General features: G+C 64.8%; 24 protein-coding genes. 6 read left to right on the forward strand and 18 right to left on the reverse strand.

All coding sequences use genetic code 11. The features are described from left to right. The first annotated feature begins 48 nt into the window (after positions 1-48). From atuF to ABKS89_RS20245, 3 genes are all read left to right on the forward strand, one after another. Positions 49-2,040 carry a geranyl-CoA carboxylase subunit apha gene (gene atuF / locus ABKS89_RS20235; RefSeq protein WP_348586804.1) on the forward strand — a complete coding sequence of 664 codons (1,992 nt, stop codon included), beginning with the start codon at positions 49-51 and terminating at the stop codon, positions 2,038-2,040. 225 nt (positions 2,041-2,265) lie between these two features. Further along, the gene (locus ABKS89_RS20240; RefSeq protein WP_192295062.1) at positions 2,266-3,087 is read left to right on the forward strand and encodes an SDR family oxidoreductase; all 822 of its coding nucleotides are present in this window, start codon (positions 2,266-2,268) and stop codon (positions 3,085-3,087) included. Between the two features lie 341 nt (positions 3,088-3,428). Next, positions 3,429-5,246, forward strand: a complete 1,818-nt coding sequence (locus ABKS89_RS20245) for a long-chain-acyl-CoA synthetase (protein WP_348586805.1) — start codon at positions 3,429-3,431, stop codon at positions 5,244-5,246. 61 nt (positions 5,247-5,307) lie between these two features. Here ABKS89_RS20245 and ABKS89_RS20250 read toward each other — a convergent pair whose 3' ends face one another. From ABKS89_RS20250 to ABKS89_RS20285, 8 genes are all read right to left on the reverse strand, one after another. After that, entirely contained in the window at positions 5,308-5,880 is a 573-nt protein-coding gene (locus tag ABKS89_RS20250) for a hypothetical protein (protein WP_348586806.1), read from the reverse strand. Between the two features lie 126 nt (positions 5,881-6,006). After that, complete coding sequence (locus ABKS89_RS20255; protein WP_348586808.1) at positions 6,007-6,708, reverse strand: hypothetical protein; 702 nt, start codon at positions 6,706-6,708, stop codon at positions 6,007-6,009. Further along, positions 6,705-7,298: an RNA polymerase sigma factor gene (locus ABKS89_RS20260; protein WP_138214866.1), complete on the reverse strand. Its 594-nt coding sequence runs from the start codon at positions 7,296-7,298 to the stop codon at positions 6,705-6,707. Before ABKS89_RS20260 ends, ABKS89_RS20255 begins: the two co-directional genes overlap by 4 nt. Positions 7,299-7,588: 290 nt before the next feature. Then, positions 7,589-9,028 (reverse strand): aminotransferase-like domain-containing protein, encoded by a 1,440-nt coding sequence (locus ABKS89_RS20265; protein ID WP_045212506.1) that lies wholly within the window; start codon positions 9,026-9,028, stop codon positions 7,589-7,591. Between the two features lie 106 nt (positions 9,029-9,134). Then, positions 9,135-9,770 carry a response regulator gene (locus tag ABKS89_RS20270; RefSeq protein ID WP_138214867.1) on the reverse strand — a complete coding sequence of 212 codons (636 nt, stop codon included), beginning with the start codon at positions 9,768-9,770 and terminating at the stop codon, positions 9,135-9,137. 152 nt (positions 9,771-9,922) lie between these two features. Then, positions 9,923-10,750 carry an OmpA family protein gene (locus tag ABKS89_RS20275; protein ID WP_242015372.1) on the reverse strand — a complete coding sequence of 276 codons (828 nt, stop codon included), beginning with the start codon at positions 10,748-10,750 and terminating at the stop codon, positions 9,923-9,925. After that, a complete protein-coding gene (locus ABKS89_RS20280) occupies positions 10,747-11,091 on the reverse strand; it encodes a DUF4398 domain-containing protein (RefSeq protein ID WP_138214905.1) in 345 nt (114 codons plus the stop codon). The genes ABKS89_RS20275 and ABKS89_RS20280 overlap by 4 nt, the downstream gene beginning before the upstream one ends. Before the next feature lie 28 nt (positions 11,092-11,119). Then, a complete protein-coding gene (locus tag ABKS89_RS20285) occupies positions 11,120-11,947 on the reverse strand; it encodes a substrate-binding periplasmic protein (RefSeq protein ID WP_138214868.1) in 828 nt (275 codons plus the stop codon). Between the two features lie 97 nt (positions 11,948-12,044). Between ABKS89_RS20285 and ABKS89_RS20290 the strand changes: the two genes are divergently transcribed. Further along, positions 12,045-12,992: an alpha/beta fold hydrolase gene (locus ABKS89_RS20290; protein ID WP_138214869.1), complete on the forward strand. Its 948-nt coding sequence runs from the start codon at positions 12,045-12,047 to the stop codon at positions 12,990-12,992. Between the two features lie 55 nt (positions 12,993-13,047). Here ABKS89_RS20290 and fabV read toward each other — a convergent pair whose 3' ends face one another. The 3 genes from fabV to ABKS89_RS20305 all read right to left on the reverse strand — a co-directional run bounded on the left by fabV (position 13,048) and on the right by ABKS89_RS20305 (position 16,137). Further along, positions 13,048-14,244 (reverse strand): enoyl-ACP reductase FabV, encoded by a 1,197-nt coding sequence (gene fabV, locus ABKS89_RS20295; protein ID WP_348586809.1) that lies wholly within the window; start codon positions 14,242-14,244, stop codon positions 13,048-13,050. A gap of 214 nt (positions 14,245-14,458) precedes the next feature. After that, a complete protein-coding gene (locus tag ABKS89_RS20300; protein ID WP_348586811.1) occupies positions 14,459-15,388 on the reverse strand; it encodes an electron transfer flavoprotein subunit alpha/FixB family protein in 930 nt (309 codons plus the stop codon). Beyond that, on the reverse strand, positions 15,388-16,137 hold the full coding sequence (locus ABKS89_RS20305; protein WP_026078867.1) for an electron transfer flavoprotein subunit beta/FixA family protein: 750 nt from the start codon (positions 16,135-16,137) through the stop codon (positions 15,388-15,390). The genes ABKS89_RS20300 and ABKS89_RS20305 overlap by 1 nt, the downstream gene beginning before the upstream one ends. A gap of 343 nt (positions 16,138-16,480) precedes the next feature. On the opposite strand from ABKS89_RS20305, the gene ABKS89_RS20310 reads away from it, so the two are divergent. Then, positions 16,481-18,136 (forward strand): 4Fe-4S dicluster domain-containing protein, encoded by a 1,656-nt coding sequence (locus ABKS89_RS20310; RefSeq protein ID WP_518300958.1) that lies wholly within the window; start codon positions 16,481-16,483, stop codon positions 18,134-18,136. 107 nt (positions 18,137-18,243) lie between these two features. Here ABKS89_RS20310 and ABKS89_RS20315 read toward each other — a convergent pair whose 3' ends face one another. From ABKS89_RS20315 to ABKS89_RS20335, 5 genes are all read right to left on the reverse strand, one after another. Further along, on the reverse strand, positions 18,244-18,822 hold the full coding sequence (locus ABKS89_RS20315) for a DUF1285 domain-containing protein (RefSeq protein ID WP_138214906.1): 579 nt from the start codon (positions 18,820-18,822) through the stop codon (positions 18,244-18,246). Then, positions 18,819-19,430 (reverse strand): DUF4823 domain-containing protein, encoded by a 612-nt coding sequence (locus tag ABKS89_RS20320; RefSeq protein ID WP_138214907.1) that lies wholly within the window; start codon positions 19,428-19,430, stop codon positions 18,819-18,821. Before ABKS89_RS20320 ends, ABKS89_RS20315 begins: the two co-directional genes overlap by 4 nt. 64 nt (positions 19,431-19,494) lie before the next feature. Beyond that, complete coding sequence (locus ABKS89_RS20325) at positions 19,495-20,388, reverse strand: radical SAM protein (RefSeq protein ID WP_348586813.1); 894 nt, start codon at positions 20,386-20,388, stop codon at positions 19,495-19,497. A gap of 25 nt (positions 20,389-20,413) precedes the next feature. After that, complete coding sequence (locus ABKS89_RS20330) at positions 20,414-21,382, reverse strand: GTP 3',8-cyclase MoaA (protein ID WP_138214909.1); 969 nt, start codon at positions 21,380-21,382, stop codon at positions 20,414-20,416. Between the two features lie 94 nt (positions 21,383-21,476). After that, on the reverse strand, positions 21,477-22,115 hold the full coding sequence (locus tag ABKS89_RS20335) for a TetR/AcrR family transcriptional regulator (RefSeq protein WP_045211585.1): 639 nt from the start codon (positions 22,113-22,115) through the stop codon (positions 21,477-21,479). Between the two features lie 84 nt (positions 22,116-22,199). Between ABKS89_RS20335 and ABKS89_RS20340 the strand changes: the two genes are divergently transcribed. Next, entirely contained in the window at positions 22,200-23,333 is a 1,134-nt protein-coding gene (locus ABKS89_RS20340; RefSeq protein WP_348586815.1) for an aminotransferase class V-fold PLP-dependent enzyme, read from the forward strand. A 264-nt stretch (positions 23,334-23,597) separates the two neighbouring features. Here ABKS89_RS20340 and ABKS89_RS20345 read toward each other — a convergent pair whose 3' ends face one another. Both ABKS89_RS20345 and ABKS89_RS20350 read right to left on the reverse strand, forming a co-directional pair. Beyond that, positions 23,598-24,374 carry a TatD family hydrolase gene (locus ABKS89_RS20345; protein ID WP_348586817.1) on the reverse strand — a complete coding sequence of 259 codons (777 nt, stop codon included), beginning with the start codon at positions 24,372-24,374 and terminating at the stop codon, positions 23,598-23,600. Between the two features lie 72 nt (positions 24,375-24,446). Then, the gene (locus tag ABKS89_RS20350) at positions 24,447-24,803 is read right to left on the reverse strand and encodes a PilZ domain-containing protein (RefSeq protein WP_009621447.1); all 357 of its coding nucleotides are present in this window, start codon (positions 24,801-24,803) and stop codon (positions 24,447-24,449) included. Positions 24,804-24,832 lie beyond the last annotated feature (29 nt).

The following is a 24,832-nucleotide window of genomic DNA, read 5'->3' on the forward strand; positions in this document are numbered from 1 at the left end:
ACCCCCTCTCCCTTCAGGGAGAGGGCTGGGGAGAGGGAAACAGCCACCATGCCCAGTTTCGACAAAATCCTGATTGCCAACCGTGGCGAGATCGCCTGCCGGGTGATCCGCACCGCCCACGACCTGGGCTACCGCACCGTGGCCGTGTACAGCGAGGCCGATGCCAACGCCCGCCACATGCAGCTGGCCGACGAAGCCGTGTGCATCGGCCCGGCGCCGGTGGGCCAGTCCTACCTGAAGCCGGAAGCGATTCTCGACGCGGCCAAACGTACCGGCGCCGGCGCCGTCCACCCCGGCTACGGCTTCCTCTCGGAGAACGCCGACTTCGCCCGCGCCTGCGAGGCCGCTGGCATCGTCTTCATCGGCCCTGGCGTGGAAGCCATCCACCTGATGGGCAGCAAGCGCCTGTCGAAGATCGCCATGCTCGAAGCCGGCGTGCCCTGCATCCCCGGTTACGAAGGCGCGGAGCAGGACGACGCCACGCTCACCCGCGAAGCGCAGCGCATCGGCTACCCGCTGATGATCAAGGCCAGCGCCGGCGGCGGTGGGCGCGGCATGCGCCTGGTGACCCGCAGCGAAGACCTCGCCGAACAGCTGCGCACCGCGCGCTCGGAAGCGCAGAACGCCTTCGGCAGCGGCGAGCTGATCCTGGAGAAGGCCGTGGTGCAACCGCGCCACGTGGAAATCCAGGTGTTCGGCGACAGTCACGGCAACATCGTTTACCTCGGCGAGCGCGACTGCTCGGTGCAGCGCCGCCACCAGAAAGTCATCGAGGAAGCGCCCTGCCCCGTACTCAGCGAGGAGCTGCGCGCGGCCATGGGCGAGGCTGCAGTGAAGGCCGCCGCGTCGGTGAACTACCTGGGCGCCGGCACCGTGGAATTCCTGCTGGACGCCAGCGGCGCCTTCTACTTCCTGGAAATGAACACCCGCCTGCAGGTGGAGCACCCGGTCACCGAGCTGGTCACCGGCCAGGACCTGGTGGCCTGGCAGATCCGCGTCGCCGAAGGCCACCCGCTGCCGCTGACCCAGGAGCAGGTCCAGCTCAGGGGCCACGCCATCGAAGTGCGCCTGTACGCCGAGGATGCAGGTGGCGGCTTCCTCCCGCAGACCGGCCAGGTACTGCGCTGGACACCGCCACAGCTGGACGGCATCCGCATCGACCACGGCCTGCGCGAAGGCCAGCCGGTGACGCCGTTCTACGACCCGATGCTGGCCAAGGTCATCGCCTACGGCGCCACCCGCGACGAGGCCCGGCGCAAGCTGGTGCGCGCCGTCGAGGATTGCGTGCTGCTGGGCGTGACCGGTAACCAGCGCTTCCTCGCCAACCTGCTCAAGCACCCGGAATTCGCCGCCGGCAAGGCCACCACCGCGTTCATCGGCGAGCAGTTCGCCGGCGACCCGAGCCTGGCCCCGCGCCAGCCGCAGACACTGGAACTGGCCTGTGCCGCCGCCCTGCTCTACCAGGCCTCGGCCAGCGACCGCGCGCACCAGCCCGGCCTGTCCGGCTGGCGCAGCGCGGGCAGCGCGCCGTGGCGTTTCGTGCTCAAGCATGGCGAGGAGAAATTCATCGTCGAGCTGCAAGTCCGCGAGCACGGCCCCCAGCCGACGCTGCTGGCGCGCATCGGTGACAGCGAGATCAACCTGCGACTGCTCGGCGAGGACAACGGCGACGCCATCCTCGAAGCCGACGGCATCCGCCGCCGCCTGCCCTTCCACCGCGATGGCGCGCGCCTGTGGCTGTATGGCGCGGACGGCAACCTGGAACTGCAGGACGTCACCCACGAGCCGGTCAGTGCCTCCTCTGGCGCAGGCTCCGGCACGGTGAAGGCGCCGATGGACGGCGCCATCGTCGACGTGCTGGTGGCCGAAGGCACGCGGGTCAGCAAGGGCCAGCTGTTGCTGGTGCTGGAAGCGATGAAGATGGAGCACCCGCTCAAGGCCGGCGTCGACGGCGTGATCCGCCGCGTGCAGGTGACCAAGGGTGAGCAGGTGAAATCCCGGCAGTTGCTGGTGGAGGTCGAGGCGCTGGAGTCTGCCTGACCGCTTGGTTTCCCTCACCCCAGCCCTGGTCCTGAGGGAGAGGGAGCCGATTGTGCCGGCTGAATGCACGGTTTCATCCTTCTCCGAACAGTCCCCTCTCCCTCCGGGAGAGGGTTAGGGTGAGGGCAGGCCCAAGCGCACCTGACATCAGAAAGCACATTTCGTAGGAGCGGATTCATCCGCGATTCCGTCCGACAAAGACAACAAGAACACGGAGCCCCAACCATGTCCCTCAACGGCAAAACCCTCTTCATCACTGGCGCCAGCCGTGGCATCGGCCGCGAGATCGCCCTGCGCGCCGCCCGCGACGGCGCCAACATCGTCATCGCCGCCAAGAGTGCCGAGCCCCATCCAAAACTCGAAGGCACCATCTTCAGCGTCGCCGAAGAAGTCGAGGCCGCCGGTGGCAAGGCGCTGGCCCTGCAACTGGACGTGCGCGACGAGAACGCCGTACGCGACGCCATGGCCAAGGCCGCCGAGCACTTCGGCGGGATCGACGCGGTGATCAACAACGCCGGCGCCATCAAGCTGGTCGGCGTGGAGCGCCTGGAGCCCAAGCGCTTCGACCTGATGTACCAGATCAACACCCGTGCCGTGATGGTCTGCAGCCAGGCCGCGCTGCCCTACCTGAAGCAGAGCAAGGGCCACATCCTCAGCCTGTCGCCACCGATCAACCTGGCCGGCAAGTGGTTCGCCCAGCACGGCCCCTACACCGTCACCAAATACGGCATGAGCATGCTCACCCTGGGGATGCACGAGGAGTTCAAGAAGTACGGCATCAGCGTCAACGCCCTGTGGCCGAAGACCATGATCGCCACTGCCGCCATCGAGTTCGAACTGGGCAGCCGCGACGCCTTCAAACGCGCCCGCACCCCGGCGATCATGGCCGACGCCGCCTACGCCATCCTCTCCAGCAGCGAGCGCGCCATCAGCGGCCGCCTGCTGATCGACGAGGACATCCTCCGCGAACAGGGCCAGAGTGACTTCGAGCAGTACCGCTTCGACCCGAACGGCGGCAGCCTGGTCCCCGACCTGTTCCTCGACTGACCGCCGCGCCCTATCTGCCTTCCGTCGCACCACGGCCAACGGCGGATAACCGCAAGCGGTTATTCGCCCTGCGTCCGGGTTACCGTAGGGCGCATAACGCGGCACGCGTTATCCGCCGCATAGCCGCCGGCAGCGTGCCCTGTGGCGTTTACCAATCGACACAAACCCGCCCTGGCCGTCCCGCCATCCCCTCCTAGACTGCGATGAACGCTCTGCCGGCCGGTTTGCCGATCTGCCCGGCCACGCGCGCGCCCGGGCCATAGCCTCCCGCCAGGGGCCGACCTAGAGTCGCGCTTGAGCGTCTGCACGCCAGACAACAATGACAATAAGGGCACGCGTCAATGAGCCACGCCGACATCATCACCCCGACCCGCTTCCTCGCCCACCTGCCGGCCACCCTCGGCCGCGTGCCACGCATGCTGCGCGGGCTGTACTACACCGGCATCCGCAACCGCGAGAAGAACCTCTCCCTGGGCTGGGCGCTGGAGCGCGCCGCGCGCCTCTACCCGGACAGCCCGGCGCTGATCGACGAACGCCGGCGCCTGTCCTATGCCCTTTTCAACGGCTGGGCCAACCGCCTGGCGCGGGCTTTCCAGGCCGAGGGTGTGGGCCATGCCAGCGTAGTCGCGGTGATGCTGGAGAACCGTGCCGAACTCATGGTGGTGCTCGCCGCCCTGGCCAAGCTCGGCGCCATCGGCGCACTGGTCAACACGACCCAGCGCGGCCAGGTGCTCAGCCATAGCCTCAATCTGGTCAAGCCCAGCCACTTCGTGGTCGGCGAGGAGCTGCGCGAGGCTTTCGAGGACGTCCGCCCGGCCCTGGAGAACAGTGGCGGGCGCTGCTACTGGATCGCCGACGGTGAAGACTCGGCGCAGGCCCCGACCGGCTGGCAGAGCCTGATGCGCCTGGCCCAGGAGCAGGACTCGAACAACCTCGCCGAGACGGCGCGGGTGCGTCTGAAGGACGCCTGCTTCTACATCTACACCTCCGGCACCACTGGCCTGCCGAAGGCCTCGATCATGAGCCACGGCAAGTGGATCAAGGCCTACGGCGGCTTCGGCCACTCCGGGCTGGGCCTGACCACCAGCGACGTGCTCTACCTGACCCTGCCCTGCTACCACAACAACGCCGTGACCGTGTGCTGGAGCGCCGTGCTCGCCGGTGGCGCGGCCATCGCCCTGCGCCGCAAGTTCTCCGCCAGCGCCTTCTGGAAAGACGTGCAGGCCTACCAGGCGACCTGCTTCGGCTACATCGGCGAGCTCTGCCGCTACCTGCTCAACCAGCCGCAGTGCGCGGAAGAGCGCGGCAACACCCTGACCTGCATGATCGGCAACGGCCTGCGCCCGTCGATCTGGAACGAGTTCAAAGAGCGTTTCGGCATCGAGCGGATCACCGAGTTCTACGCGTCCAGCGAAGGCAACATCGGTTTCACCAACGTATTCAACTTCGACAATACGGTGGGCTTCTCGCCGGCAACCTACGCGATCGTTCGCTATGACCTGGAAAATGACCAGCCGGTGCGCAACGCCAAGGGTTTCATGGAAAAGGTCGACAAGGGCGAAGCCGGCCTGCTGATCAGCGAGATCAGCGACAAGTGGCCGTTCGACGGCTACACCGACCCGGCCAAGAGCGAGGCGGTGATCTACCGCAACGTGTTCAAGGAAGGCGATACCTGGTTCAACACCGGCGACCTGATGCGCGACATCGGCTTCAAGCACACGCAGTTCGTCGACCGCCTGGGCGACACCTTCCGCTGGAAGGGCGAGAACGTCTCCACCACCGAAGTGGAAAACGCCCTGGGCGCCTTCCCCGGCGTGGAGGATGCGGTGGTCTACGGCGTGGAGATCCCCGGCACCAACGGCCGCTGCGGCATGGCCGCGCTGCGCCTGGCCGACGGCGCCAGCCTGGACGCTGCGCAGCTGGCGGCGCACCTGGACCGTGAGTTGCCGGCTTATGCGGTGCCGTTGTTCCTGCGCCTGCTGGTCCAGGTAGAGACCACCGGGACCTTCAAGTACAAGAAGACCGACCTCAAGCGCAACGCCTACGACCCTTCAGCCGTGACCGAGGCGCTGTTCGTGCGACTGCCCGGCGAGGCGGCCTACCGGGCGCTGGACGGGGAACTGTTCGAGGCGATCCGCGGCGGTGTGCACCGCTTCTAAAGTGCCCCATGGCGCGCACAGCTTTCGCGGTTGTGCGCGGCTCTCTGCAGGAGCAGGGAAATCAGTTGCGGAACTTGAACTGCAACTCGGCGCCGCGGATATCCGAGTGCCAGCTGTCGTCATTGGTTTCGCGCTCATTCGGCTCGCGCGAGATCAGCCGGCCACCCACCGCGAACGGGCTTACCTCGGCGTTCTCATCCTTGCTGCGGAACATCTGCGGCAGAATCGGCTTTTCTTCCTCCAGCGCAGTCACCGGTTGGTCCGGCTCCAGCTGATGCACCAACTCCTTGGGCAGGCGCAGGTCGAGCTTCACCGGCGGCAGCGGCTGCTTGACGACAGGGTCGACCGGCTTCTTCACCTGCGCGGGAGTTTTTGACGGCGCCTTGGCCTCCGGCTTGATGGCCGCTTCGACGGCCGGCGCCTTGGGCGAGGCCACGGCCTTGGCCGCGGCGGGCTTGGCTTCCGATTCGCGCGGTTGCTCGGCGGCCGGTTCGGGCGCGGGCGAGCTGGCAGCTGGCGCCGACACAGCAGCGGGCGTTGGAGCCGGAACGGCAGCCTTGTCCTTGTGCTCATCACCACAGGCGGCAAGCAGCAGGGACAAACTGGCGACAACGAGAATTCGGGACTTATTCATGGAGCGGACCGTCAGAAAAACCGCGCAATGCTGGCGCGAGATGCGAGGCAGAGCAAGAGCCTTGCCATGACAAACCATTACGGTAATCAGTCTGACAGACGCGGTCTGAACCCCGCCTGTCACTGATCAAGGGTTGTCAGGCAAATCCTTCAAGGCGTGATCGATATCCAGGTCCGGGAAGCGCTGCCGCAGGCTCTCGCGCACACGTTCAGCCTCCTCCTTCCGCCCGTTGTCCTGCAAGTCGCGCAGATGCAGCAGGCTGGTGCGCGGCTCGTCGATCTCCTCCGCGAACGCCTGCGCCTTTCCCTGCGCCTGGGCGTCAGAAAGCTCGCGAGCATCCGTCTGAGCCTTGGCCTTCGCACTCTCCACGGCCATCTTCTTGCTCATCGGCGCTGGCTTGGCGAGTTCTTCCAGAGAGGCGCTGGCAGCCACGCTATCCCTCTGCGGCGCAGCCATGCTCGGCTCCGCCGCATAGGGCGCGGCAGCCGGAGCCGCTGGCGGTGCCATGGCCGGAGCGGGAGCCGGCGCGCGCATCATCGCCGGCGCGACCGGTGCATCGAAGCGGTTCGGCGCCTCCTCGTAGGTACGCAGGGTCAGGCTCAGGCCGATGCCCAGGGTCGCCAGTCCCGCCACGGCGACGCCCCAGCGCTGCCGGCTGCCGGCGCCCAGCAGCCAGTGGTGCAGGCGCTGGGCGAGACTCGGCTTTTTCTCCTCCACGGCGGCACGGGCGGCGGCCAGGATGCGCGCGTCCAGCTGCGCCGACGGCTGCTCATCGCTGTGCCGGCGGTAGTGCTCGAGCAGGTCCTGCTCGTGCGGATCGCGGTTCATGGATTCACCTCCTCGGTCACCGACGGGTCGGACAACAACCGACGCAGCTTCTGCATGGCATATCGGAGCCGGCTCTTCACCGTTTCGGCCGGAGTTTTCGTCAGCTCGGCAATTTCGTTCAGCTCCAGGTCACCATGGGTGCGCAGCAGGAACACTTCGCGCTGCTCTTCCGGCAAGGACTCCAGCGCGCCCTGCAGGCGCTGCTGGTCGCGGCTCAGGCTCAGCTCGCGCTCGGGGTCGACGCTTTCGCCGGCCAGCGCCTCGCCGTGCAACTGCTCGTCGAAGCTCTCCTGACGGCCCAGGTGACGGCCCAGCTTGCGCCAATGGTCGATCAGTCGGTTGCGGCCGATCTGGTACAGCCAGGTCTTGAAGCTGGCCGCACCCAGTGGCTGGCTGTCGCTGCGGATCAGGCTCATCCAGGTTTCCTGGAACACTTCCTCGGCCTGGGCGTGGTCGCCACACAGGCCGCAGAGGAAGCGGAACAGGCCGAGGCGATGGCGAGCGTAGAGCTCAGCGAAGGCCTCGGCATCACCTTGTCGGTAGCGTCGCAGCAGTGCCGCGTCGCTTTCGTCCTTGGGGGATATCTTCAACTCTCTCGATCCGTAACGGGGCGGGTTTCGGCTGGCTTCTCGCCAGCGGCCGACTAGTGCCGATGGTACGAGCGCCGGGATAGCGCCGTGGCGGGCAGGCAAAAGCTCGAGTGTGGCAAGCGGCACGGCGGCGGCCTCATCAAGGGATCAACTCCCTTGGACGAGACGATGTGGGAAAACGGGTTAACGCCGATATGAAGCTACTACGCAGGAGCGGACTCCGTCCGCGATAGGTCCGCATCGCGCCGGATACCATCGCGGACAAAGTCCGCTCATACGCAAACCGACAATTACGCGGCGATCAGCTCCTCCTGGCAGAGCTGGCAGGCCAGCATGCCGAGAGTCATGATCGCCCGCTCCGCCTCGCGGTCCCAGGGGATGCCGCAAGTCAGGCGCAGGCAGTTGTTGAACTGTTCGGTGTTACTGAAGATCAGCCCCGGCGCGATGCTGATGCCCTGCTCCAGCGCGCGCACGTGCAGCTCCTTGGTGTTCACCTTGGCCGGCAGGCTGACCCAGAGGATGAAGCCGCCCTTGGGCCGGGTCATCTGCGTGCCTTCGGGGAAGTACTGCTGCACTGCCAGCTGGTAGGCGGTCATGTTCTTGCGGTACTCCTGGCGGATGTAGCGCAGGTGCCGGTCGTAACCACCGTTCTCCAGGTACGCCGCCACGCCCATCTGGGTGACGGTGCACGCCGAATGCGTGGTGAAGGTCTGCAGGCGGCGGATTTCCTCCTGGTAGCGCTCGGTGATGATCCAGCCGATGCGCACACCGGGGGAAATGGTCTTGGAGAAACTCGAGCAGTAGACCACGCGGCCGTCACGGTCGTGGGCCTTGAGCGCCTTGGTCTGCCCCTGGTCGAACATCAGCTCGCCGTAGATGTCGTCTTCGATCACGCCGATGTTGTGCTCGGCGGTGAGCTTGAGCAGCGCCTTCTGTCGGTCTTCCGGGATGGTGCCGCCCAGCGGGTTGCTCAGGCGTGCGGTCAGCACCAGCGCCTTGATCGGCCACTGGTTGGCGGCCAGTTGCAGGGCCTCCAGGCTGATGCCGGTGAGCGGGTCACTGGGGATCTCGATGACCTTGAGGCCGAGGATGTCGGCCAACTGCAGCAAGCCGTAGTAGCTCGGCGACTCGGTGGCGATCAGGTCGCCCGGGCGCGTCATCACGCGCAAGGCCATGTGGATGGCGTCCACGCAACCATGGGTGATGGTCACCTGGGTCGGATCGACCACCACGCCGGCATCGCGCATGCGGATCGCCACCTGGCGGCGCAGCGGCTCGTAGCCGGGGCTGAACATGTAGCTGAAGGCGCGCGGGCTGGAGAAGCGCGTGACCTTGGCCAGTTGCTGGTGCAGCGCGCGGACCGGGAGGTAATCCACGTGCGGCACCGCAGCGCCCAGCGGAAACACGCCTTCGCGGCGCGCTTCGGCGAGCACCTGGTTGATGATGCTGCTGCGGGTGACCAGGCCGGGCCGCTCGACGCGGGCGATGTCCGGAGTCGAGGCGGTCAGCGCGGGCGTGCGGTGCACGTAGAAGCCGGACTGCGGGCGCGCGCGGATCAGCCCCTGGTCTTCGAGGGTGGCATAGGCCTGGAGCACCGTGGCATGGCTGACGTTGAGCTGAGTGCTCAACTTGCGCACGGACGGCACGCGCTCGCCCGGCTGGTAGACACCACGACGGATGTCTTCCGCCAGTTGCTGGGCGATGCGCTGGTACAGCAGCAGATTGGACATGACGGCCATCCCTCGGTCATTGAACCGAAACAGTAGCCAAAAAGTGCAAACTGTTCCAGAACAGTCGGAGGTATTCCGTCCGATACAGTTACGCCGCCCTGCCCGCTCAGATCTCCCCGAGCCAGTCCAGCAGCCCCGCCACCACCAGTTGCGCATCGGTGGTCAGGCCGAGCTTCTGCATGGCGTTGCGCTTGTGGGTGCTGATGGTGGAGACGCTGCGGTTGGTCCGCTCGGCGATTTCTCCCACCGTGGCGCCATGGGCCAAGCGGCGGATGATATCGATCTCGGTCGGACTCAGCGGCTTGCCGGTGTGGCGCGGCGGTCGCAGCATCGGGTCGATGTAGGTCTCGCCCTTGCGGATGCGGGCGATGGCGTCGTCCAGCAGGCTCAGCGGGTTGCGCTTGCAGACATAGCCGACGGCGCCGCACTTGACCGCCGCGCTCGCCAACAGCGGCGCGCCCATGACCGAGTAGACCAGTACAGGTACTTCCGGATGGTGGCGCTGCAGCCACTCGATCAGGTGCACGCCGTCACGCCCACGGGCGCCGGGCAGCGCCAGCTCGACGATGGCCAGATCGACCTCGGGATGGGCACTTAGCACATCCAGCAGGCTGTCGGTGTCGCTGACGAAGGCCTTCACCTGCGCCAGTTCGCGCTCCAGCAGATAGCGTTCCAGGCCCCAACCGATCATCGGTTGCGGGTCCGCCACGATTACATTGAAAAGCTTCTTTTCCGATGACATCTCGTTCTCTCGTCTACAGCTCCCCTGAGGGGATTAGTCGCACTCGGCTATTTTCGCCAAGCTGCCACTCGAAAGATTTCGAGATCCCCCTGACAAAAAAACCCGGAGCCGAGGCTTCCGGGGTTTTCCTGTGACGGGATATTGCGAAGGGATCAGCGTTCGGCGCCGAGCTGGCCCTTCTCATCGGAGAAGACGATTTCCACCCGGCGATTTTGCGCGCGCCCCAACGACGAGGCGTTGTCCGAGATCGGATAGGCCTCGCCATAGCCCTGCACCTGCACGCGCTTCTCGTCTACACCCAGATCGGTCAGCGCGTCGGCCACGGCCTGCGCACGGTCCTTGGACAGCTGCAGATTCTGCTCGCGGTCGCCTTCGCCGTCGGTGTAGCCCTCGATGCGGATCACCCGGCGCGGGTTGAGCTGGAGGAACTGTACGACCTTGAGCACGGTGCGATTGGCCGCGGGCTTGAGGTCCGCTTCGCCGCTGTCGAACAGCACGTCGCCGAGGGTCAGCACCAGGCCGCGCTCGGTTTCATTGGTGGCGAGGCTGACCATCTGCTGCTCCAGCCACTTGCTCTGCTCCTGCACGTTGAGCAGGCGCGCCTCGCGCATAGCCAGTTGCAGACGCTCGCGCTCCATCTGCTGCTTGGCCAGGCGCTCCTGGTTCAGCGCCAGGTTGCTGTGCTCGCGGGCGATCTCGCTGTAGCGCTGGCTGAGGTAGGAGTACTGCAGCACGTCGTCGCTGCTGCCCCAGTAGTTGGACAGACGTTCGGCACGGGCCAGCGACTCGCCAGCGCGGATCACGTCCTTGGGCGCGCTGCGCAGCACGGACGAATCTTCCTTCACGGCCTGGAACTGCAGGCGGGCCTGCTCCAGGGATTTCTCGCTGAGCTGGCTGTTGGCGCAGCCGGCCAGCAGCACGACGGCGGAAAGAGCGCCGATCCACGAGGAGCTGCGGCGCAACAGTTGTGTGGAAGTCATTGCACTTCTCCCAACTGTTTGCGCAGGCGGTTGATGCTCTTGCTCTGCTCGGCCAGTTGCTCGGCGCTCTTGCGCGTCAGCTCCTTGGCCTCGGCCAGGCGGGCGTCGAGCTCGGCCTGCTCGGCGAGCTGCCGCGCCTTCTTGTTCGAGCCGACTGCCAGGGCGCCCTTGGCGGCCTGGTACTTGTCCTCGGCGAGCTTGAGCTCGGCCACGTCATCGGTCGCACCCACGGCCTTGGCCTGTTCCAGCGCCTGCTCGGTGAGGCGCATCTGTTCGTTGGGTGCCGGGTCGTTCGTCGCACAGCCGGCCAATGCAAACAAAGCCAGGCCGGCGACCATCATCCGTCGATTGATCACGAAATCTATTGTCCTACTCGGTGGGAGTGCTGGCAGGCTGAAGCTGCTGGGCCTTCCAGCGGGCCAGGTTGTCCTGCAGCAGGCGCTGCGGGACTCCGGCGGCCGTCAATTCTGTCATTTTTTTCGCCAGTTGTCCGCGCAGCCACGGGTCATTGCAGGCCGAGTTGTGCGCCACGGTCAGGTACAGACCTTCGCTGGAGATCGGCGGTTCCAGCGGCTGCAGGTCGTCGGCCATGCCGAGGGTATCGGCGACCGCCAGGCCGGGGTAGTGCTCGTAGATCACATAATCCGAGCGCTTGAGCAGCAGTTTCTGGAACGCCTGGGTCAGGCTGGGCACCTCTTCCAGGGTCAGCTCCTGCTTGGCGAAGGTGTCGAAGTCCGGGCCGAAGCTGTTGTTCACCAGGGTACCGCCCTTCAGGCCGCGCAGATCGTCACGACCGGTGTAGGGCGTGGTGGCGTCCTTGCGCATCCACACCACGTTGTCGGTGGTGAGGAAGGCCGGATGGATGTAGTCCATGGTCTCCAGACGCGGCGGCGTGAGGAAAGCGCCGGCAATCAGGTCGACCCGCCCCAGCCGCGCCTCTTCCTGCGCACGCGCCCAGGAACCGGTGTAGATCACCCGGATATTCACCCCGACCGCCTTGCCGATCTGCTCCAGCAGGTCGGCATTGGCGCCGATCAGTCGCTCCGGCTGCGCCGGGTCGCGCCACAGGTAGGGTGGGTATTCCGGGTTACCGGTAGCCACCAGGCGCTCGCACTTGCCGGCAGCAGAACCGGCCAGGGGAATGGAGAAAGTCACCAGCAACAGCGCCGCACGGATCAGCGTGGAGCAATCAGGCATCGGTAGTCTCGCTCACCAGAAGAAAGAACGGCCATGCTTAGAGCCGCAAAATGCTAGCGTAAAGCACACCGACCCGATTTGGTAATAAGGACTTCTCATGAAGAAAGCCCTTCTGGCCCTTCTCCTGGCGATAGCCGTCGCCGCCGGCGTGCTCTACGCCTTCCCCTCCACCCTGCTGGCGACCGCGCAGTATGTCGAAAGCGCCCGCGCCCGGCTGTCCACCAACAGCCTGCAGGTCGACGACCTCGACATCACCTACTACGAGGGCGGCCCGGACAAGGCCCAGACCATCCTGCTGATCCACGGCTTCGGCGCCGACAAGAGCAACTGGCCGCGCTTCGCCCGCTTCCTGACCAAGGACTATCACGTCATCGCCGTCGACCTGCCGGGCTTCGGTGACAGCAGCAAGCCAGCAAACATCAGCTACGACGTCGGCACCCAGGCCGAGCGCCTGGCGGATTTCATGCGCGAACAGGGCATCGGCCGTTTCCACGTGGTCGGCAACTCCATGGGTGGGCACATCGCCGCGCTGCTGGCCGCGCGGCATCCGCAGGAAGTGCTGTCGGTCGGCCTGTTCGACAATGCCGGCATTACGGCGCCGCACCCGAGCGAGCTGTTCGAGCGCCTCAAGGCCGGAGAAAACCCGCTGGTGCTGCGTTCGGTGGACGACTTCCCGGCCCTGCTGGACTTCGTCTTCGTGCAGAAGCCGCCGCTGCCGTCGCGGCTGCGGGATTACCTGGCGGAACGCTCGCTGGAGCGCAGCGCGTTCAACGGCATGGTCTTCCAGCAGCTACGTGAGCGCTACATCCCGCTGGAGCCCGAGCTGCCGAAGATCACCGCGCCGACCCTGCTGTTGTGGGGCGATCGCGACCGCGTGCTGGACGTTTCCAGCATCGACGTGATGAAGCCGCTGCTGAAGAAACCCAGCGTGGCCATCCTGCGCGATTGCGGCCACGTGCCAATGATCGAGCGCCCGGAGGAAACCGCCCGCCTCTACCTGGACTTCCTCCAGCGCAATCATGCGCCCGTGACCGCGTCGAACTGAACCAGGCTGGAAAACAAAAACGGCGCCCGAAGGCGCCGTTTCTATTGGGGCAAACTCAGAGCTGGATCAGATTCGGAATCTGCACGTCCGGATTGACGTCCTGCTCGTAGTCCACACCAGCGATCTCGAAACCGAAGAGGCGCAGGAACTCGGACTTGTAGCCGGTGAAGTCGGTCAGCTGGTACAGGTTCTCGTTGGTCACCTTGTTCCACAGGTCCTTCACGGTGTCCTGCACATCCGGCTGCAGTTCCTTGTAGTCGGCGCGCAGGCGACCATCGGCGTCCAGATGCGGCTCGGCACCGTACAGGCTCTCACGGAACAGGCCGTCGACCTGCTCGATGCAACCTTCGTGGGTGCCCTTCTCCTTCATCACCTTGAACAACAGCGACAGGTACAGCGGCATCATCGGGATGGCCGAGCTGGCCTGGGTGACCACGGCCTTCAGCACCGAAACACGGGCGTCGCCACCGGTGGAGGCCAGCTTCTCGCGAATGCCCAGGACCTTCTGGTCCAGGTCCTTCTTGGCGGCGCCGATGGAGCCGTTCCAGTAAAGGTCGTGGGTGATCTCTTCGCCCAGGTAGGTGAAGGCGGTGGTCTTGGCGCCGTCGGCCAGCACACCGGCTTCCTGCAGGGCGTCGATCCACATCTGCCAGTCTTCACCGCCCATTACCGCTACGGTGTTGGCGATTTCCTCAGGCGTCGCCGGCTCCATCACGCTTTCCTTGATCACTTCCTTGTCGGTGTCCAGACCACGGAAGTTGACGGCCTTGCCGACCGGCTTGAGCACGGAGTTGAAGACCTCGCCGGTCTTCGGATGGGTACGGCGCGGAGCGGCCAGGCTGTAGACGACCAGGTCGACCTTGCCCAGGTCCTGCTTGATGGTGTCGATGGTGACTTTCTTCACTTCATCGGAGAAGGCGTCGCCATTGATGCTGCGCGCATAAAGGCCCTTGGCCTTGGCGAACTTCTCGAAGGCAGCGGAGTTGTACCAGCCGGCTGTGCCCGCCTTGGTCTCGCTGCCGGGGCGCTCGAAGAACACACCCAGGGTGTCGGCGCCGGCGCCAAAGGCGGCGCTGATACGCGCGGCCAGGCCGTAGCCGGTGGAGGAACCGATGACCAGGACCTTCTTTGGACCGTTGGCGATGGGGCCGTGCGCCTCGACGTACTCGATCTGTTCCTTGACGTTGGCTTCACAGCCGGTCGGGTGGGTAGTGACGCAGATGAAGCCACGCACGCGCGGTTTGATGATCATGAAAACCTCGGTAGCCAGGTGTCGATTGAACACATTCAGGAACTGGAGACGTCGCGCATTGTAGATGAGACACCTTCGCCGGTGGACTTCTCGGCAAAGATTCGTGACCAGCGGGTCATCGGCGCAGAAAAAAGCTCATTCCCGAGAAAAATCAGGGACCTGAAATGAAAGAACCCGCCACATGGGGCGGGTTCCTTCAACAAGCGGATCGGGCTCAGATGGCCTTTTCCAGCTCCGGTACAGCTTCGAACAGATCGGCGACCAGGCCGTAGTCGGCGACCTGGAAGATCGGCGCCTCTTCGTCCTTGTTGATCGCAACGATCACTTTCGAATCCTTCATGCCCGCCAGGTGCTGGATGGCGCCGGAAATACCGACGGCCACGTACAGCTGCGGAGCAACGATCTTGCCGGTCTGGCCGACCTGCATGTCGTTCGGCACGAAGCCGGCGTCCACGGCAGCGCGGGAAGCGCCGACGGCAGCGCCCAGCTTGTCAGCCAGGGAGTAAAGGATGCTGAAGTTGTCGCCATTGCCCATACCACGGCCGCCGGAAACGACGATCTTGGCAGCGGTCAGTTCCGGACGGTCGGACTTGGCCAGTTCTTCGCCTACGAAGGCGGACTTGCCAGCGTCAGCCGGGCCGGAAACGGCTTCAACAGCGGCGGAACCACCTTCGGCAGCGACGGCGTCGAAGCCGGTGCCACGTACGGTGATGACCTTGATGGCAGCCGAGGATTGCACGGTAGCGATGGCGTTACCGGCATAGATCGGACGCTTGAAGGTGTCGGCGCTGACGACTTCGATGATCTCGGAGATCTGGTCGACGTCCAGCAGGGCAGCGACGCGCGGCAGGAAGTTCTTGCCATTGGTGGTGGCCGGGGCCAGCACGTGGCTGTAGCCCTTGCCCAGCTCAGCGATCAGCGGAGCGACGTTCTCCGGCAGCTGGTGAGCGTAGGCAGCGTTGTCGGCGACCAGCACCTTGGCAACACCAGCGATCTTGGCAGCGGCTTCAGCCACGCCACCGACGTTCTGGCCAGCGACCAGGACAGCGATGTCACCACCGATCTTCTGCGCGGCAGCGACAGTGTTCAGAGTGGCAGCGCCCAGTGCGCCGTTGTTGTGCTCAGCGATTACCAGGATAGCCATCAGATTACTTTCGCCTCGTTCTTCAGTTTCTCGACCAGTTCGGCCACCGATTTCACCTTGATGCCAGCGCTACGGGCAGCCGGAGCTTCGACTTTCACGGTCTTCACGGTGGAAGCGGTGGAAACGCCCAGGGCGTCCGGGGTCACCACGTCCAGCGGCTTCTTCTTCGCCTTCATGATGTTCGGCAGCGACGCGTAGCGCGGCTCGTTCAGGCGCAGGTCGGTGGTGACGATTGCCGGCAGGTTCAGGGCAACGGTCTGCAGGCCGCCGTCGATTTCACGGGTGACGTTGACCTTGTCGCCAGCGACTTCGACCTTGGAAGCGAAGGTGCCCTGGGCGTAGCCGGTCAGCGCAGCCAGCATCTGGCCGGTCTGGTTGTTGTCGCTGTCGATGGCCTGCTTGCCGAGGATGACCAGCTGCGGCTGCTCTTTGTCGACGAGGGCTTTCAGCGACTTGGCGATGGCCAGGGAGCTCAGTTCTTCGTTGGTTTCAACGAGGATGGCGCGATCAGCACCCAGAGCCAGCGCGGTACGCAGTTGCTCCTGGGCAGCGGTCGGGCCGACGGAGACCGCAACGATCTCGGTGACGACGCCTTTCTCTTTCAGGCGGACGGCCTCTTCCACGGCGATTTCGCAGAAGGGGTTCATGGACATCTTGACGTTGGCGAGATCGACGCCGGAGTTGTCCGCCTTGACGCGGACCTTGACGTTATAGTCAACCACTCGTTTGACAGCTACAAGAACCTTCATGGATTCCTCGTTTTTCTCCGGTGAATAGGAATGTCGCCAGACAGGCCTGGCCGGTAGTGCACGCCATCTGCGACTACATCCAGCGCAACGCGACCGCAAAACCGCAGGTATCTTGACTGCATCGACCGGGCGGGTCAATACACGAAAATACCCCTTCATAAGCCGCGGACCCCGATTCTATCAGGGTTACACGCGATTCAAACAAACGTTTGTATTGCGTTCGATAAAGGGTTTAGATATAGCAACAGGTCTAGCTATAATGCGCCCCGCTCTTACTGGGTGGGGGCACGCCCATCCCAATACCTACAAAATACCCAGAGCCTTGATTCAGGAGAGATCGATAGTGGAACGCGAATTTATGGAATTCGACGTCGTCATCGTCGGCGCCGGCCCTGCCGGTCTGTCCGCCGCATGCCGACTGAAACAGAAGGCCGCCGACGCGGGTCAGGAAATCAGCGTCTGTGTGGTCGAGAAGGGTTCCGAAGTGGGCGCCCACATCCTCTCGGGCGCCGTGTTCGAGCCCCGCGCGCTGAACGAGCTGTTCCCCAACTGGAAGGAACTCGAAGCGCCGCTCAACACCCCCGTCAAGCGCGACGACATCTATGTGCTGAAGAGCCCGGAAGCGGCGGCCAAGGTGCCGAACTTCTTCGTGCCCAAGACCATGCACAACGAAGGCAACTACATCATCTCCCTGGGCAACCTGTGCCGCTGGCTGGCCCAGCAGGCCGAAGGCCTGGGCGTCGAGATCTACCCGGGCTTCGCTGCCCAGGAAGCGCTGATCGACGAGAATGGCGTGGTGCGCGGCATTGTTACCGGTGACCTGGGCGTCGACCGCGAAGGCAATCCGAAAGAGGGTTACTACACCCCAGGCATGGAACTGCGCGCCAAGTACACCCTGTTCGCCGAAGGCTGCCGTGGCCACATCGGTAAACAACTGATCAAGAAGTACAAGCTCGACAGCGAAGCCGACGCCCAGCACTACGGCATCGGCATCAAGGAAATCTGGGACATCGCCCCGTCCAAGCACGAGCAGGGCCTGGTGGTGCACACCGCCGGCTGGCCGCTGAACGACGACAACCCGGGCGGCTCCTTCCTCTATCACCTGGAAAACAACCAGGTGGTGGTCGGCCTGATCATCGACCTGTCCTACACCAACCCGCACCTGTCGCCGTTCGACGAGTTCCAGCGCTACAAGCACCACCCGGTGATCAAGCAGTACCTGGAAGGCGGCAAGCGCGTGGCCTACGGTGCTCGCGCCATCTGCAAGGGCGGCCTGAACTCGCTGCCGAAGATGGTCTTCCCCGGCGGCGCGCTGATCGGTTGCGACCTGGGCACCCTGAACTTCGCCAAGATCAAGGGCAGCCACACCGCCATGAAGTCCGGCATGCTGGCCGCCGACTCCGTTGCCGAAGCCCTGTTCGCCGGCCGTGAGGGCGGCGACGAGCTGACCAACTACGTCGAAGCCTTCAAGGGCAGCTGGCTGTACGACGAACTGTTCCGCAGCCGTAACTTCGGCGCGGCGATGCACAAGTTCGGCGCCATCGGTGGCGGTGCGTTCAACTTCATCGACCAGAACATCTTTGGCGGCAAGCTTCCGTTCACACTGCACGATACGACGCCGGACTACGCGACCCTGAAGAAGGCCAGCGAAGCGCCGAAGATCGACTATCCGAAGCCGGACGGCAAACTCAGCTTCGACAAGCTGTCCTCGGTGTTCCTGTCCAACACCAACCACGAGGAAGACCAGCCGATCCACCTGAAGCTGACCGACCCGAACACCCCGATCGCGAAGAACCTGCCGCTCTACGACGAGCCTGCGCAGCGTTACTGCCCGGCCGGCGTGTACGAAGTGGTAAGCAACGACGACGGCAGCAAGCGCTTCCAGATCAACGCCCAGAACTGCGTGCACTGCAAGACCTGCGACATCAAGGACCCGGCCCAGAACATCACCTGGGTTGCCCCCGAGGGCACCGGCGGTCCGAACTACCCCAACATGTAATCGAGTTGGCGGTAACGAAAAAGGCTCCCTCGGGAGCCTTTTTTGCAAGTTCGAAAAAGTTGTAGCGAAGCCGGAATCGAACTACCGGCCGCGTTCAGACCACCAGGTCACGGCTGCGGCGCGATAGGGAAGAACTCCCCCGAACTCCAGACACCCAGCCAGTCAACGCCGTCGATTTCGCGGGCAACCGCCAGTTCCACCAGCTGGTAGAACACGTTGCGGTGGATCAACGCTTCCAGGTTCACCCGCACCAGCACATAGGGCGACGGCTCCTGGGTCTGCGGGTCCAGCTCGACCCGAATCGGATGCGCGGCGTCGGCTACCACTTCGTCCTCGACGTTGGTGGTGAAGCGCAGCACCTGCTGCTCGCCCTCCCCTTCGACCGCCAGGGTGACCGCGACGAAAGGCGCGTCATCGACGGATATCCCGCACTTCTCCACCGGGGTGACCAGGAAATAGTCGTCGCCATCGCGGCGGATGATGGTGGAGAACAGCCGGACCATCGGCTTGCGGCCGATCGGCGTGCCCAGGTAATACCAGGTGCCGTCGCGGGCGATGCGCATGTCGATATCGCCGCAGCAATCGGGGTTCCACAGATGTACCGGCGGCAGCCCCTTGTCCTTGCTGGCGGGAATCTGCGCCAGCAGGTTGCCGGCCCGGTCCGATTGAGTCTGTGGTTCTGTCATTGGTACTCCTCTCGCGTCTTCACCCCCAGCAGGCTGCGGGCATAGTCTTCCAGCGGTCGCCCGATCAGGTCCTCGGGGCTGGCGTCATAGAATGTCAGAAAACCGCCGCGGCTGCGGATAGTCGCGCTGTCCACCAGGTAGCGGTTGTCGGTCTCGATCAGCATCACCTGAATCACGCTGCGGTCGCGGCCCACGGCGTTATCGGTGTCTTCGTACTGCTCGTAGGTCCCGGCATTGTCCTCCCCACGGGCGAAGCGCGTATACAGCAGATAATTGGCGCCTGCCGCGCGCGCCTCCTGCATGGCGCCCTCGAGCCCCAGCGGGCTCTTGGCCCGGCGCACCAGCGGGAAGTACTGGACGAAGCCCTTGAACGCCTCCTCCGCCACCACGTTGGGCCGCGCGTAGGGATGGCCGGGCGGCACGAACGGGCCCTGGGCGATGTAGATGAAGGAGTCCTGCTGCAGGCGCCAGTTCGAGGTACGGCGGGTCTGGCTGTGATCGAGGAAGCCCGCGTCGCGCAGGTAGTAATCGGTGCCGTCGGCCAGGTCATTGGGGCTCATGCAGCCGCCCAGGGCGGCGAAGGCAAGGATCAGTATCAGTTGGCGCATGCAAAGTCTCCGGAGCCGGCGACGAAAAACCGGCATTCGGACAGGCAATGCAGCTTCCGCGCCATCACAGGCCCCGCTGCCATTCCTGGCGCAGATGCGCGCGCTGGGGTTGCTCGATGGCCTGACGCACCTGAGCGAGCAATTTCGCCTTGTCCGCACCCAGCGTGCCCTTGAGTACCAGGTAGTTGGACGCATGATCGCTGCGGAACACCGTGTCGCGCAGCTCCAGCGCGCCCAGCAGGCGCTCGACCTCGACGAACAGCTCGGCCTGTGACAGCGACTGGAAGTCCGGGAAGCCGGCGCGATAGCGCTCTTCGCCGGTGGGGAAGCTGACAACCAAAGTGGAGAGAAACTCCGGCTGCGCTTCGTTCATCAGGCGTGCTGAGTTGTCGGCGTGCTGAGCGCTCAGCTTGCTGCCACCCAGGCCGTTGAGAATCATCACCGAGCGCGTGATCCCCGCCTCGCCCAGCTTCTGCAGGGCATCCAGCGTCGAGGCATAGGTCTCGCCCTTGTTCACCCGCGCCAGTACTTCGTCGTCGCCGGACTCGGCGCCCACGTAGGCCATGCGCAGGCCGGCGTCAGCCAGCTCCTTCAGCTCATCCACCGACTTCTTGCGCAGGTTGCGCGGCAGGCAGTAGCTGGAGACGCGGTCCACCTCGGGCATGTGCTCACGGATCGCGCGGAGGATGTTGAGCAGGCGCCGCGTCGGCAGCACCAGCGCATCGCCGTCGGCGAGGAACACCCGCTGCACGATCAGGCGCTCGCCACAGCGGCGAATCTCCTCCAGCACTTCGGCCTCGTCGCGGGCGCGGAATTTCTTCTGCGGCTGGGTGTACATCTCGCAGAAACCACACTGGTTCCACGAACAACCGTTGGTGACCGGAAGAATGAGCGAGTTCGCCTCGCTCGGCGGCCGGAAGACCGGCTCGATATAGGAAATGGGGAATTCGTTGGGCATGGGCTAATCAGGTCTGGGGGCGGTCTCAGCCGCCGATGATCTTCATGATGGTGACGCCGCCGGAGAAGGCGACTTCCTGCTTGTCCGCCAGGGCGCGCACCAGCAGGCGTTGCAGGGCCGGGAGCGCCTGGTGGCGCGGCTTGTCCAGCAGGTCGCCGACGTAGTGGCGGTTGCTCGACGACAGGCAGCCATGCAGCCAGCCGGTGGAGGACAGGCGCAGGCGCGAGCAGGTCCGGCAGAACGGCACGCTCTCGTTGGCGATCACGCCAAAGAAGCCCTGCCCAGGCACCTCGTAACGCAGCGCGGTGGCATCCACCGGCGCATCCGCCTGAATGTAGGGGTGGCGCGCGCCAATCAGCTCAAGCAGCTCGGCCATGCCGATGAACTGCTGGTTGAAGCCGTTCGGGTCGCGGGCCAGGTGGCCCATGCGCATCAGCTCGATGAAGCGCAGCTCGAAGCCGTGCTCCAGGCAGTAATCCAGCAGCGGCACCACCTGGTCGAGGTTCTGCCCGCGCAAAGGCACCATGTTGAGCTTGATCTTCAGGCCCGCGGCGCGAGCCTCGTCGAGCCCCTTGAGCACGGTGGCAAGATCACCGCCACGGGCGATGCGCCGGAAGGCGTCGGCATCCAGGGTATCGAGGGAAACATTGAGGCGGCGGATGCCGCAATCGAGCAACAGCGGCAGCTTCTTCGACAGCAGCTGACCATTGGTGGTGATGGCGATGTCCCGCAGGCCGAGGCGGCTGACGCCGTGCAGGAAGGCATCCAGCTTCGGGCTGACCAGCGGTTCGCCGCCGGTGACCCGCAGCCGCTCGATGCCAGCGGCCTCGATCAGGTAGGCCACGCCGCGCACCAGCGATTCGGCGGAGAGCTCGTCCTGCGCCGCGACCAGACGCTTGCCGTCCGGCACGCAGTAGGTGCAGGCGTAGTTGCATGCGGCGGTCAGGCTGACCCGCAGATTGCGGAAGCGCCTGCCCTGGCGGTCGACGATCATGCTCGGCTCCGGTGGGAATCACTCAGGCAAGTATATCCCCACCCTCGCCACAAGCCCTGTCGCAACCGCGACGATGGGCCATCTGAATGGCGACTCAGGCGGCTGGCGTATCGCCATCGCGCTTGCGCTTGTTGCCCATGCGCACGCCGATGTCCATGAGGAACTGGAAGAAGCCCTCCTGGTCCTCCAGCACTTCGCGCCAGAACGGCGAGTGGTACAGCGCCACGGCGCCATGCACCAGCGCCCAGGCCGCGCAGTAGTGGAAGTAGGCCGGCACGTCTTCCAGCTTGCCCGCCGCGATGCGTTCCTTGATCAGCTGGCTCAGGCGCTCGAAGTTGGACTCGCGGATCTTGTGCAACTCCTCGACCATCTCCGGGACCTGGCTGGTCTTCACCACCTTTTCTTCCAGGCGGTCGAACAGGCGGTAGCGCTGCGGATCGCGCATGCGGAACTCGAAGTAGGCGCGCGACAGGCGCTCCTTGTCGCGGGCGACGTCTTCGGAGTGGAACAGGTCGGCCAGATCGCGCTCGTAGTCCAGCATCAGGCGCAGGTAGATCTCCGCCTTGGACTTGAAGTGCTTGTAGATGGTGCCTTTGCCGATACCCACGGCATCGGCGATCATTTCGACCGTGACACTGTCTTCGCCCTGCTCAAGGAACAGCTTGAGGGCGGTGTCGAGGATTTCCTGTTCGCGACGACGGAATTCGCGAACCTTGCGCGGCTCTTTCTGCATAAAAAGACTGTTCGGTCAAAAATAGTCAAAATTCGAAGCCGCGTATTATGCCTATTCAGCGCCAAATTGCACGGATCATCCGACATGATTAGCTTTTCTTCCGAGTTTCCCCATAAAACCGGCCTGCGCTACCTGAACCACGCGGCAGTCGCTCCCTGGCCCAAGCGCGCCGCAGACGCCGTCGCCGCCTTCGCCCAGGAGAACATCCTGCAGGGCGCCCGCGACTACCCGCAGTGGCTGACCATCGAGAAGCGCCTGCGCGAACGCCTGATGCGCCTGGTAAACGCCCAGACCACCGGCGACATCGCGCTGGTGAAGAACACTTCCGAGGCGCTGTCGTTCGTCGCTTTCGGCCTGGACTGGCGCGCCGGCGACCAGGTGGTGATCAGCGATCAGGAATTCCCCTCCAACCGCATCGTCTGGGAAGCGCTGAAGCCGCGCGGCGTGGAAGTCATCCAGGTGAGCCTGGACGGTGCTGACCCGGAAGGCGACCTGCTGGCCGCCTGCACCCCGCGCACGCGCCTGCTGTCGATCAGCGCCGTGCAGTACGCCAGCGGGCTGCGCATGGACCTGGAGCGCCTCGGCGCCGGCTGCCGCCAGCGCGGCGTGCTGTATTGCATCGATGCCATCCAGCAACTGGGCGCCCTGCCCTTCGACGTCCAGGCCTATGACTGCGCCTTCGCCATGGCCGACGGCCACAAGTGGATGCTCGGTCCGGAAGGCCTGGGTGTGTTCTATTGCCGCGCCGCCGAGCGCGAGCAACTGGCGCTGCAGGAATACGGCTGGCACATGCTGGAAAACGCCGGCAACTACGATCTGGCCGACTGGCAACCGGCACGCAGCGCGCGGCGCTTCGAGTGCGGCAGCCCGAACATGCTCGGCGCGGTGGCGCTGGAGGCCAGCCTGAGCCTGCTGGAGGAAGTCGGCATGGTGACGGTGGGCGAACTGGTGCAGGCGCGCGTCCAGCAATTGCATAACGGCCTGGGGTGTATCGACGGGGCTTCGCTGCACAGCCCGCTAAACCCGGCCCGTCGCGCCGGCATCCTGACCTTCAGCCTCGCCGGCTGGGACAACACCCGTCTGCTGGAGCGCCTGCGCGCCGAGCAGGTGGTGTGCATCCAGCGTGGCGCCGGCATCCGCTTCTCGCCGCACTTCTACACCAGCGAGGCGGTCATCGAGGAAACCCTGGGGCTGATCGGGGCTCTGGCGGGGCAATAACGCGGGCGCGACCGAGAAAGCTGCTCAGCCCGGTGTGATGTATTCCAAATCCGTTTAAAAAACAGCGGGCACCCTGTGGCAGCCGCCGCATCTTGGCCAATACTGGTAGATACCGGTGCGCGGCATCTCCCCCCAAGTGCCCCGCCGGTGAAGGTACCGAGGATCGCGTACCTTATTGTTACACTCCTAATGGTCTTGACCCGGATTCATCCCCCAGAACCCGGGTTTTTTTTGCGCGCAGGAAATGTATCCACGCAGACGCAATCAGGTAGTGAGCGGAAACAACCGGCGGAAGTTGGCGGTGGTCTGCTCGGCCAGGGTCTCGAAGCTCACTCCACGCAGCACCGCCAGATACTCGGCAACTTCGCGCACGTATTCGGGCAGGTTCGGCTTGCCGCGATGGGGCACCGGCGCCAGATAGGGCGAATCGGTTTCCACCAGCAGGCGATCCACCGGCACCTGGCGAGCCACTTCGCGCAGCTGCTCGGCATTGCGGAAGGTGACGATGCCCGACAGCGAGATGTAGAAGCCGATATCCAGCGCCGCCTTGGCCATCTCCCAGTCTTCGGTGAAGCAGTGCAGCACACCGGCCTGCGGCAGTGCTGCCTCGCGCAGCAGCGCCAGGGTGTCGGCGCGGGCTTCGCGGGTGTGCACGATGACCGGCTTGCCGGTGACCTTGGCGGCCTCCAGGTGCAGGCGGAAGGCTTCCTGCTGCAACTCGGCGGCTTCGGGCTCGTAGTGATAGTCCAGGCCAGTCTCGCCGATGGCCACCACACGTGGGTGGTTCAGCTCGCCCAGCAGCCAGTCCAGCGCCGGCGCGGCGCCGGGCTCCAGGTCCAGTGGGTGGACACCCACCGAACAATGCACGTCGGCATAGCGATCGGCCAGGTCCTTCACTGCCCGGGCGTTGTCTGCACTCACGCCGATGCACAGGAACTGGCTGACCCCGCGCGCACGGGCGGCGTCCAGCGCGGCGTCCAGCGACCCGTCGTGGGCGGCGAGATCGAGGCGATCGAGGTGGCAGTGGGAATCGACCAGCATGAAACACTCTCCGGAAATGACGAAGCGCCCGATCGGGCGCTTCGTGGTTGCAGCCTGTAAAGCTTGCAAATTCTACATGGTATGGGTCGGGCGGTCCGATTTCAGCGCACCGGCGAGGTAAGTCTCGATCTTGTTGCGCGCGGTGTTGTCGCCATCATTGAACTGCACGCCGATACCGGCGGCGCGGTTGCCCTGGGCGCCCTTCGGAGTGATCCAGACCACCTTGCCGGCGACCGGGATCTTCTCCGGCTCGTCCATCAGGTTGAGCAGCATGAAGACCTCATCGCCCAGCTTGTAGGTCTTGTTGGTCGGAATGAACAGCCCGCCGTTGCGGATGAACGGCATGTAGGCGGCATACAGCACGGATTTGTCCTTGATGGTCAGGGACAGGATTCCGTTACGCGGACCCAGATTTGGTGGCAAGCTCATTCAGCTGTCCTGGCAGATTTTTCCGATGG

The organism is Pseudomonas sp. LABIM340, from assembly GCF_040017195.2.
Classification (GTDB): domain Bacteria; phylum Pseudomonadota; class Gammaproteobacteria; order Pseudomonadales; family Pseudomonadaceae; genus Pseudomonas.

Coding starts and splice junctions, on each gene's coding strand:
- atuF (WP_348586804.1), top strand. CDS start 49: ATGCCCAGTTTCGACAAAATCCTGATTGCCAACCGTGGCGAGATCGCC.
- ABKS89_RS20240 (WP_192295062.1), top strand. CDS start 2,266: ATGTCCCTCAACGGCAAAACCCTCTTCATCACTGGCGCCAGCCGTGGC.
- ABKS89_RS20245 (WP_348586805.1), top strand. CDS start 3,429: ATGAGCCACGCCGACATCATCACCCCGACCCGCTTCCTCGCCCACCTG.
- ABKS89_RS20250 (WP_348586806.1), bottom strand. CDS start 5,880: ATGAATAAGTCCCGAATTCTCGTTGTCGCCAGTTTGTCCCTGCTGCTT.
- ABKS89_RS20255 (WP_348586808.1), bottom strand. CDS start 6,708: ATGAACCGCGATCCGCACGAGCAGGACCTGCTCGAGCACTACCGCCGG.
- ABKS89_RS20265 (WP_045212506.1), bottom strand. CDS start 9,028: ATGTCCAATCTGCTGCTGTACCAGCGCATCGCCCAGCAACTGGCGGAA.
- ABKS89_RS20270 (WP_138214867.1), bottom strand. CDS start 9,770: ATGTCATCGGAAAAGAAGCTTTTCAATGTAATCGTGGCGGACCCGCAA.
- ABKS89_RS20275 (WP_242015372.1), bottom strand. CDS start 10,750: ATGACTTCCACACAACTGTTGCGCCGCAGCTCCTCGTGGATCGGCGCT.
- ABKS89_RS20280 (WP_138214905.1), bottom strand. CDS start 11,091: ATGATGGTCGCCGGCCTGGCTTTGTTTGCATTGGCCGGCTGTGCGACG.
- ABKS89_RS20285 (WP_138214868.1), bottom strand. CDS start 11,947: ATGCCTGATTGCTCCACGCTGATCCGTGCGGCGCTGTTGCTGGTGACT.
- ABKS89_RS20290 (WP_138214869.1), top strand. CDS start 12,045: ATGAAGAAAGCCCTTCTGGCCCTTCTCCTGGCGATAGCCGTCGCCGCC.
- fabV (WP_348586809.1), bottom strand. CDS start 14,244: ATGATCATCAAACCGCGCGTGCGTGGCTTCATCTGCGTCACTACCCAC.
- ABKS89_RS20300 (WP_348586811.1), bottom strand. CDS start 15,388: ATGGCTATCCTGGTAATCGCTGAGCACAACAACGGCGCACTGGGCGCT.
- ABKS89_RS20305 (WP_026078867.1), bottom strand. CDS start 16,137: ATGAAGGTTCTTGTAGCTGTCAAACGAGTGGTTGACTATAACGTCAAG.
- ABKS89_RS20315 (WP_138214906.1), bottom strand. CDS start 18,822: ATGACAGAACCACAGACTCAATCGGACCGGGCCGGCAACCTGCTGGCG.
- ABKS89_RS20320 (WP_138214907.1), bottom strand. CDS start 19,430: ATGCGCCAACTGATACTGATCCTTGCCTTCGCCGCCCTGGGCGGCTGC.
- ABKS89_RS20325 (WP_348586813.1), bottom strand. CDS start 20,388: ATGCCCAACGAATTCCCCATTTCCTATATCGAGCCGGTCTTCCGGCCG.
- ABKS89_RS20330 (WP_138214909.1), bottom strand. CDS start 21,382: ATGATCGTCGACCGCCAGGGCAGGCGCTTCCGCAATCTGCGGGTCAGC.
- ABKS89_RS20335 (WP_045211585.1), bottom strand. CDS start 22,115: ATGCAGAAAGAGCCGCGCAAGGTTCGCGAATTCCGTCGTCGCGAACAG.
- ABKS89_RS20340 (WP_348586815.1), top strand. CDS start 22,200: ATGATTAGCTTTTCTTCCGAGTTTCCCCATAAAACCGGCCTGCGCTAC.
- ABKS89_RS20345 (WP_348586817.1), bottom strand. CDS start 24,374: ATGCTGGTCGATTCCCACTGCCACCTCGATCGCCTCGATCTCGCCGCC.
- ABKS89_RS20350 (WP_009621447.1), bottom strand. CDS start 24,803: ATGAGCTTGCCACCAAATCTGGGTCCGCGTAACGGAATCCTGTCCCTG.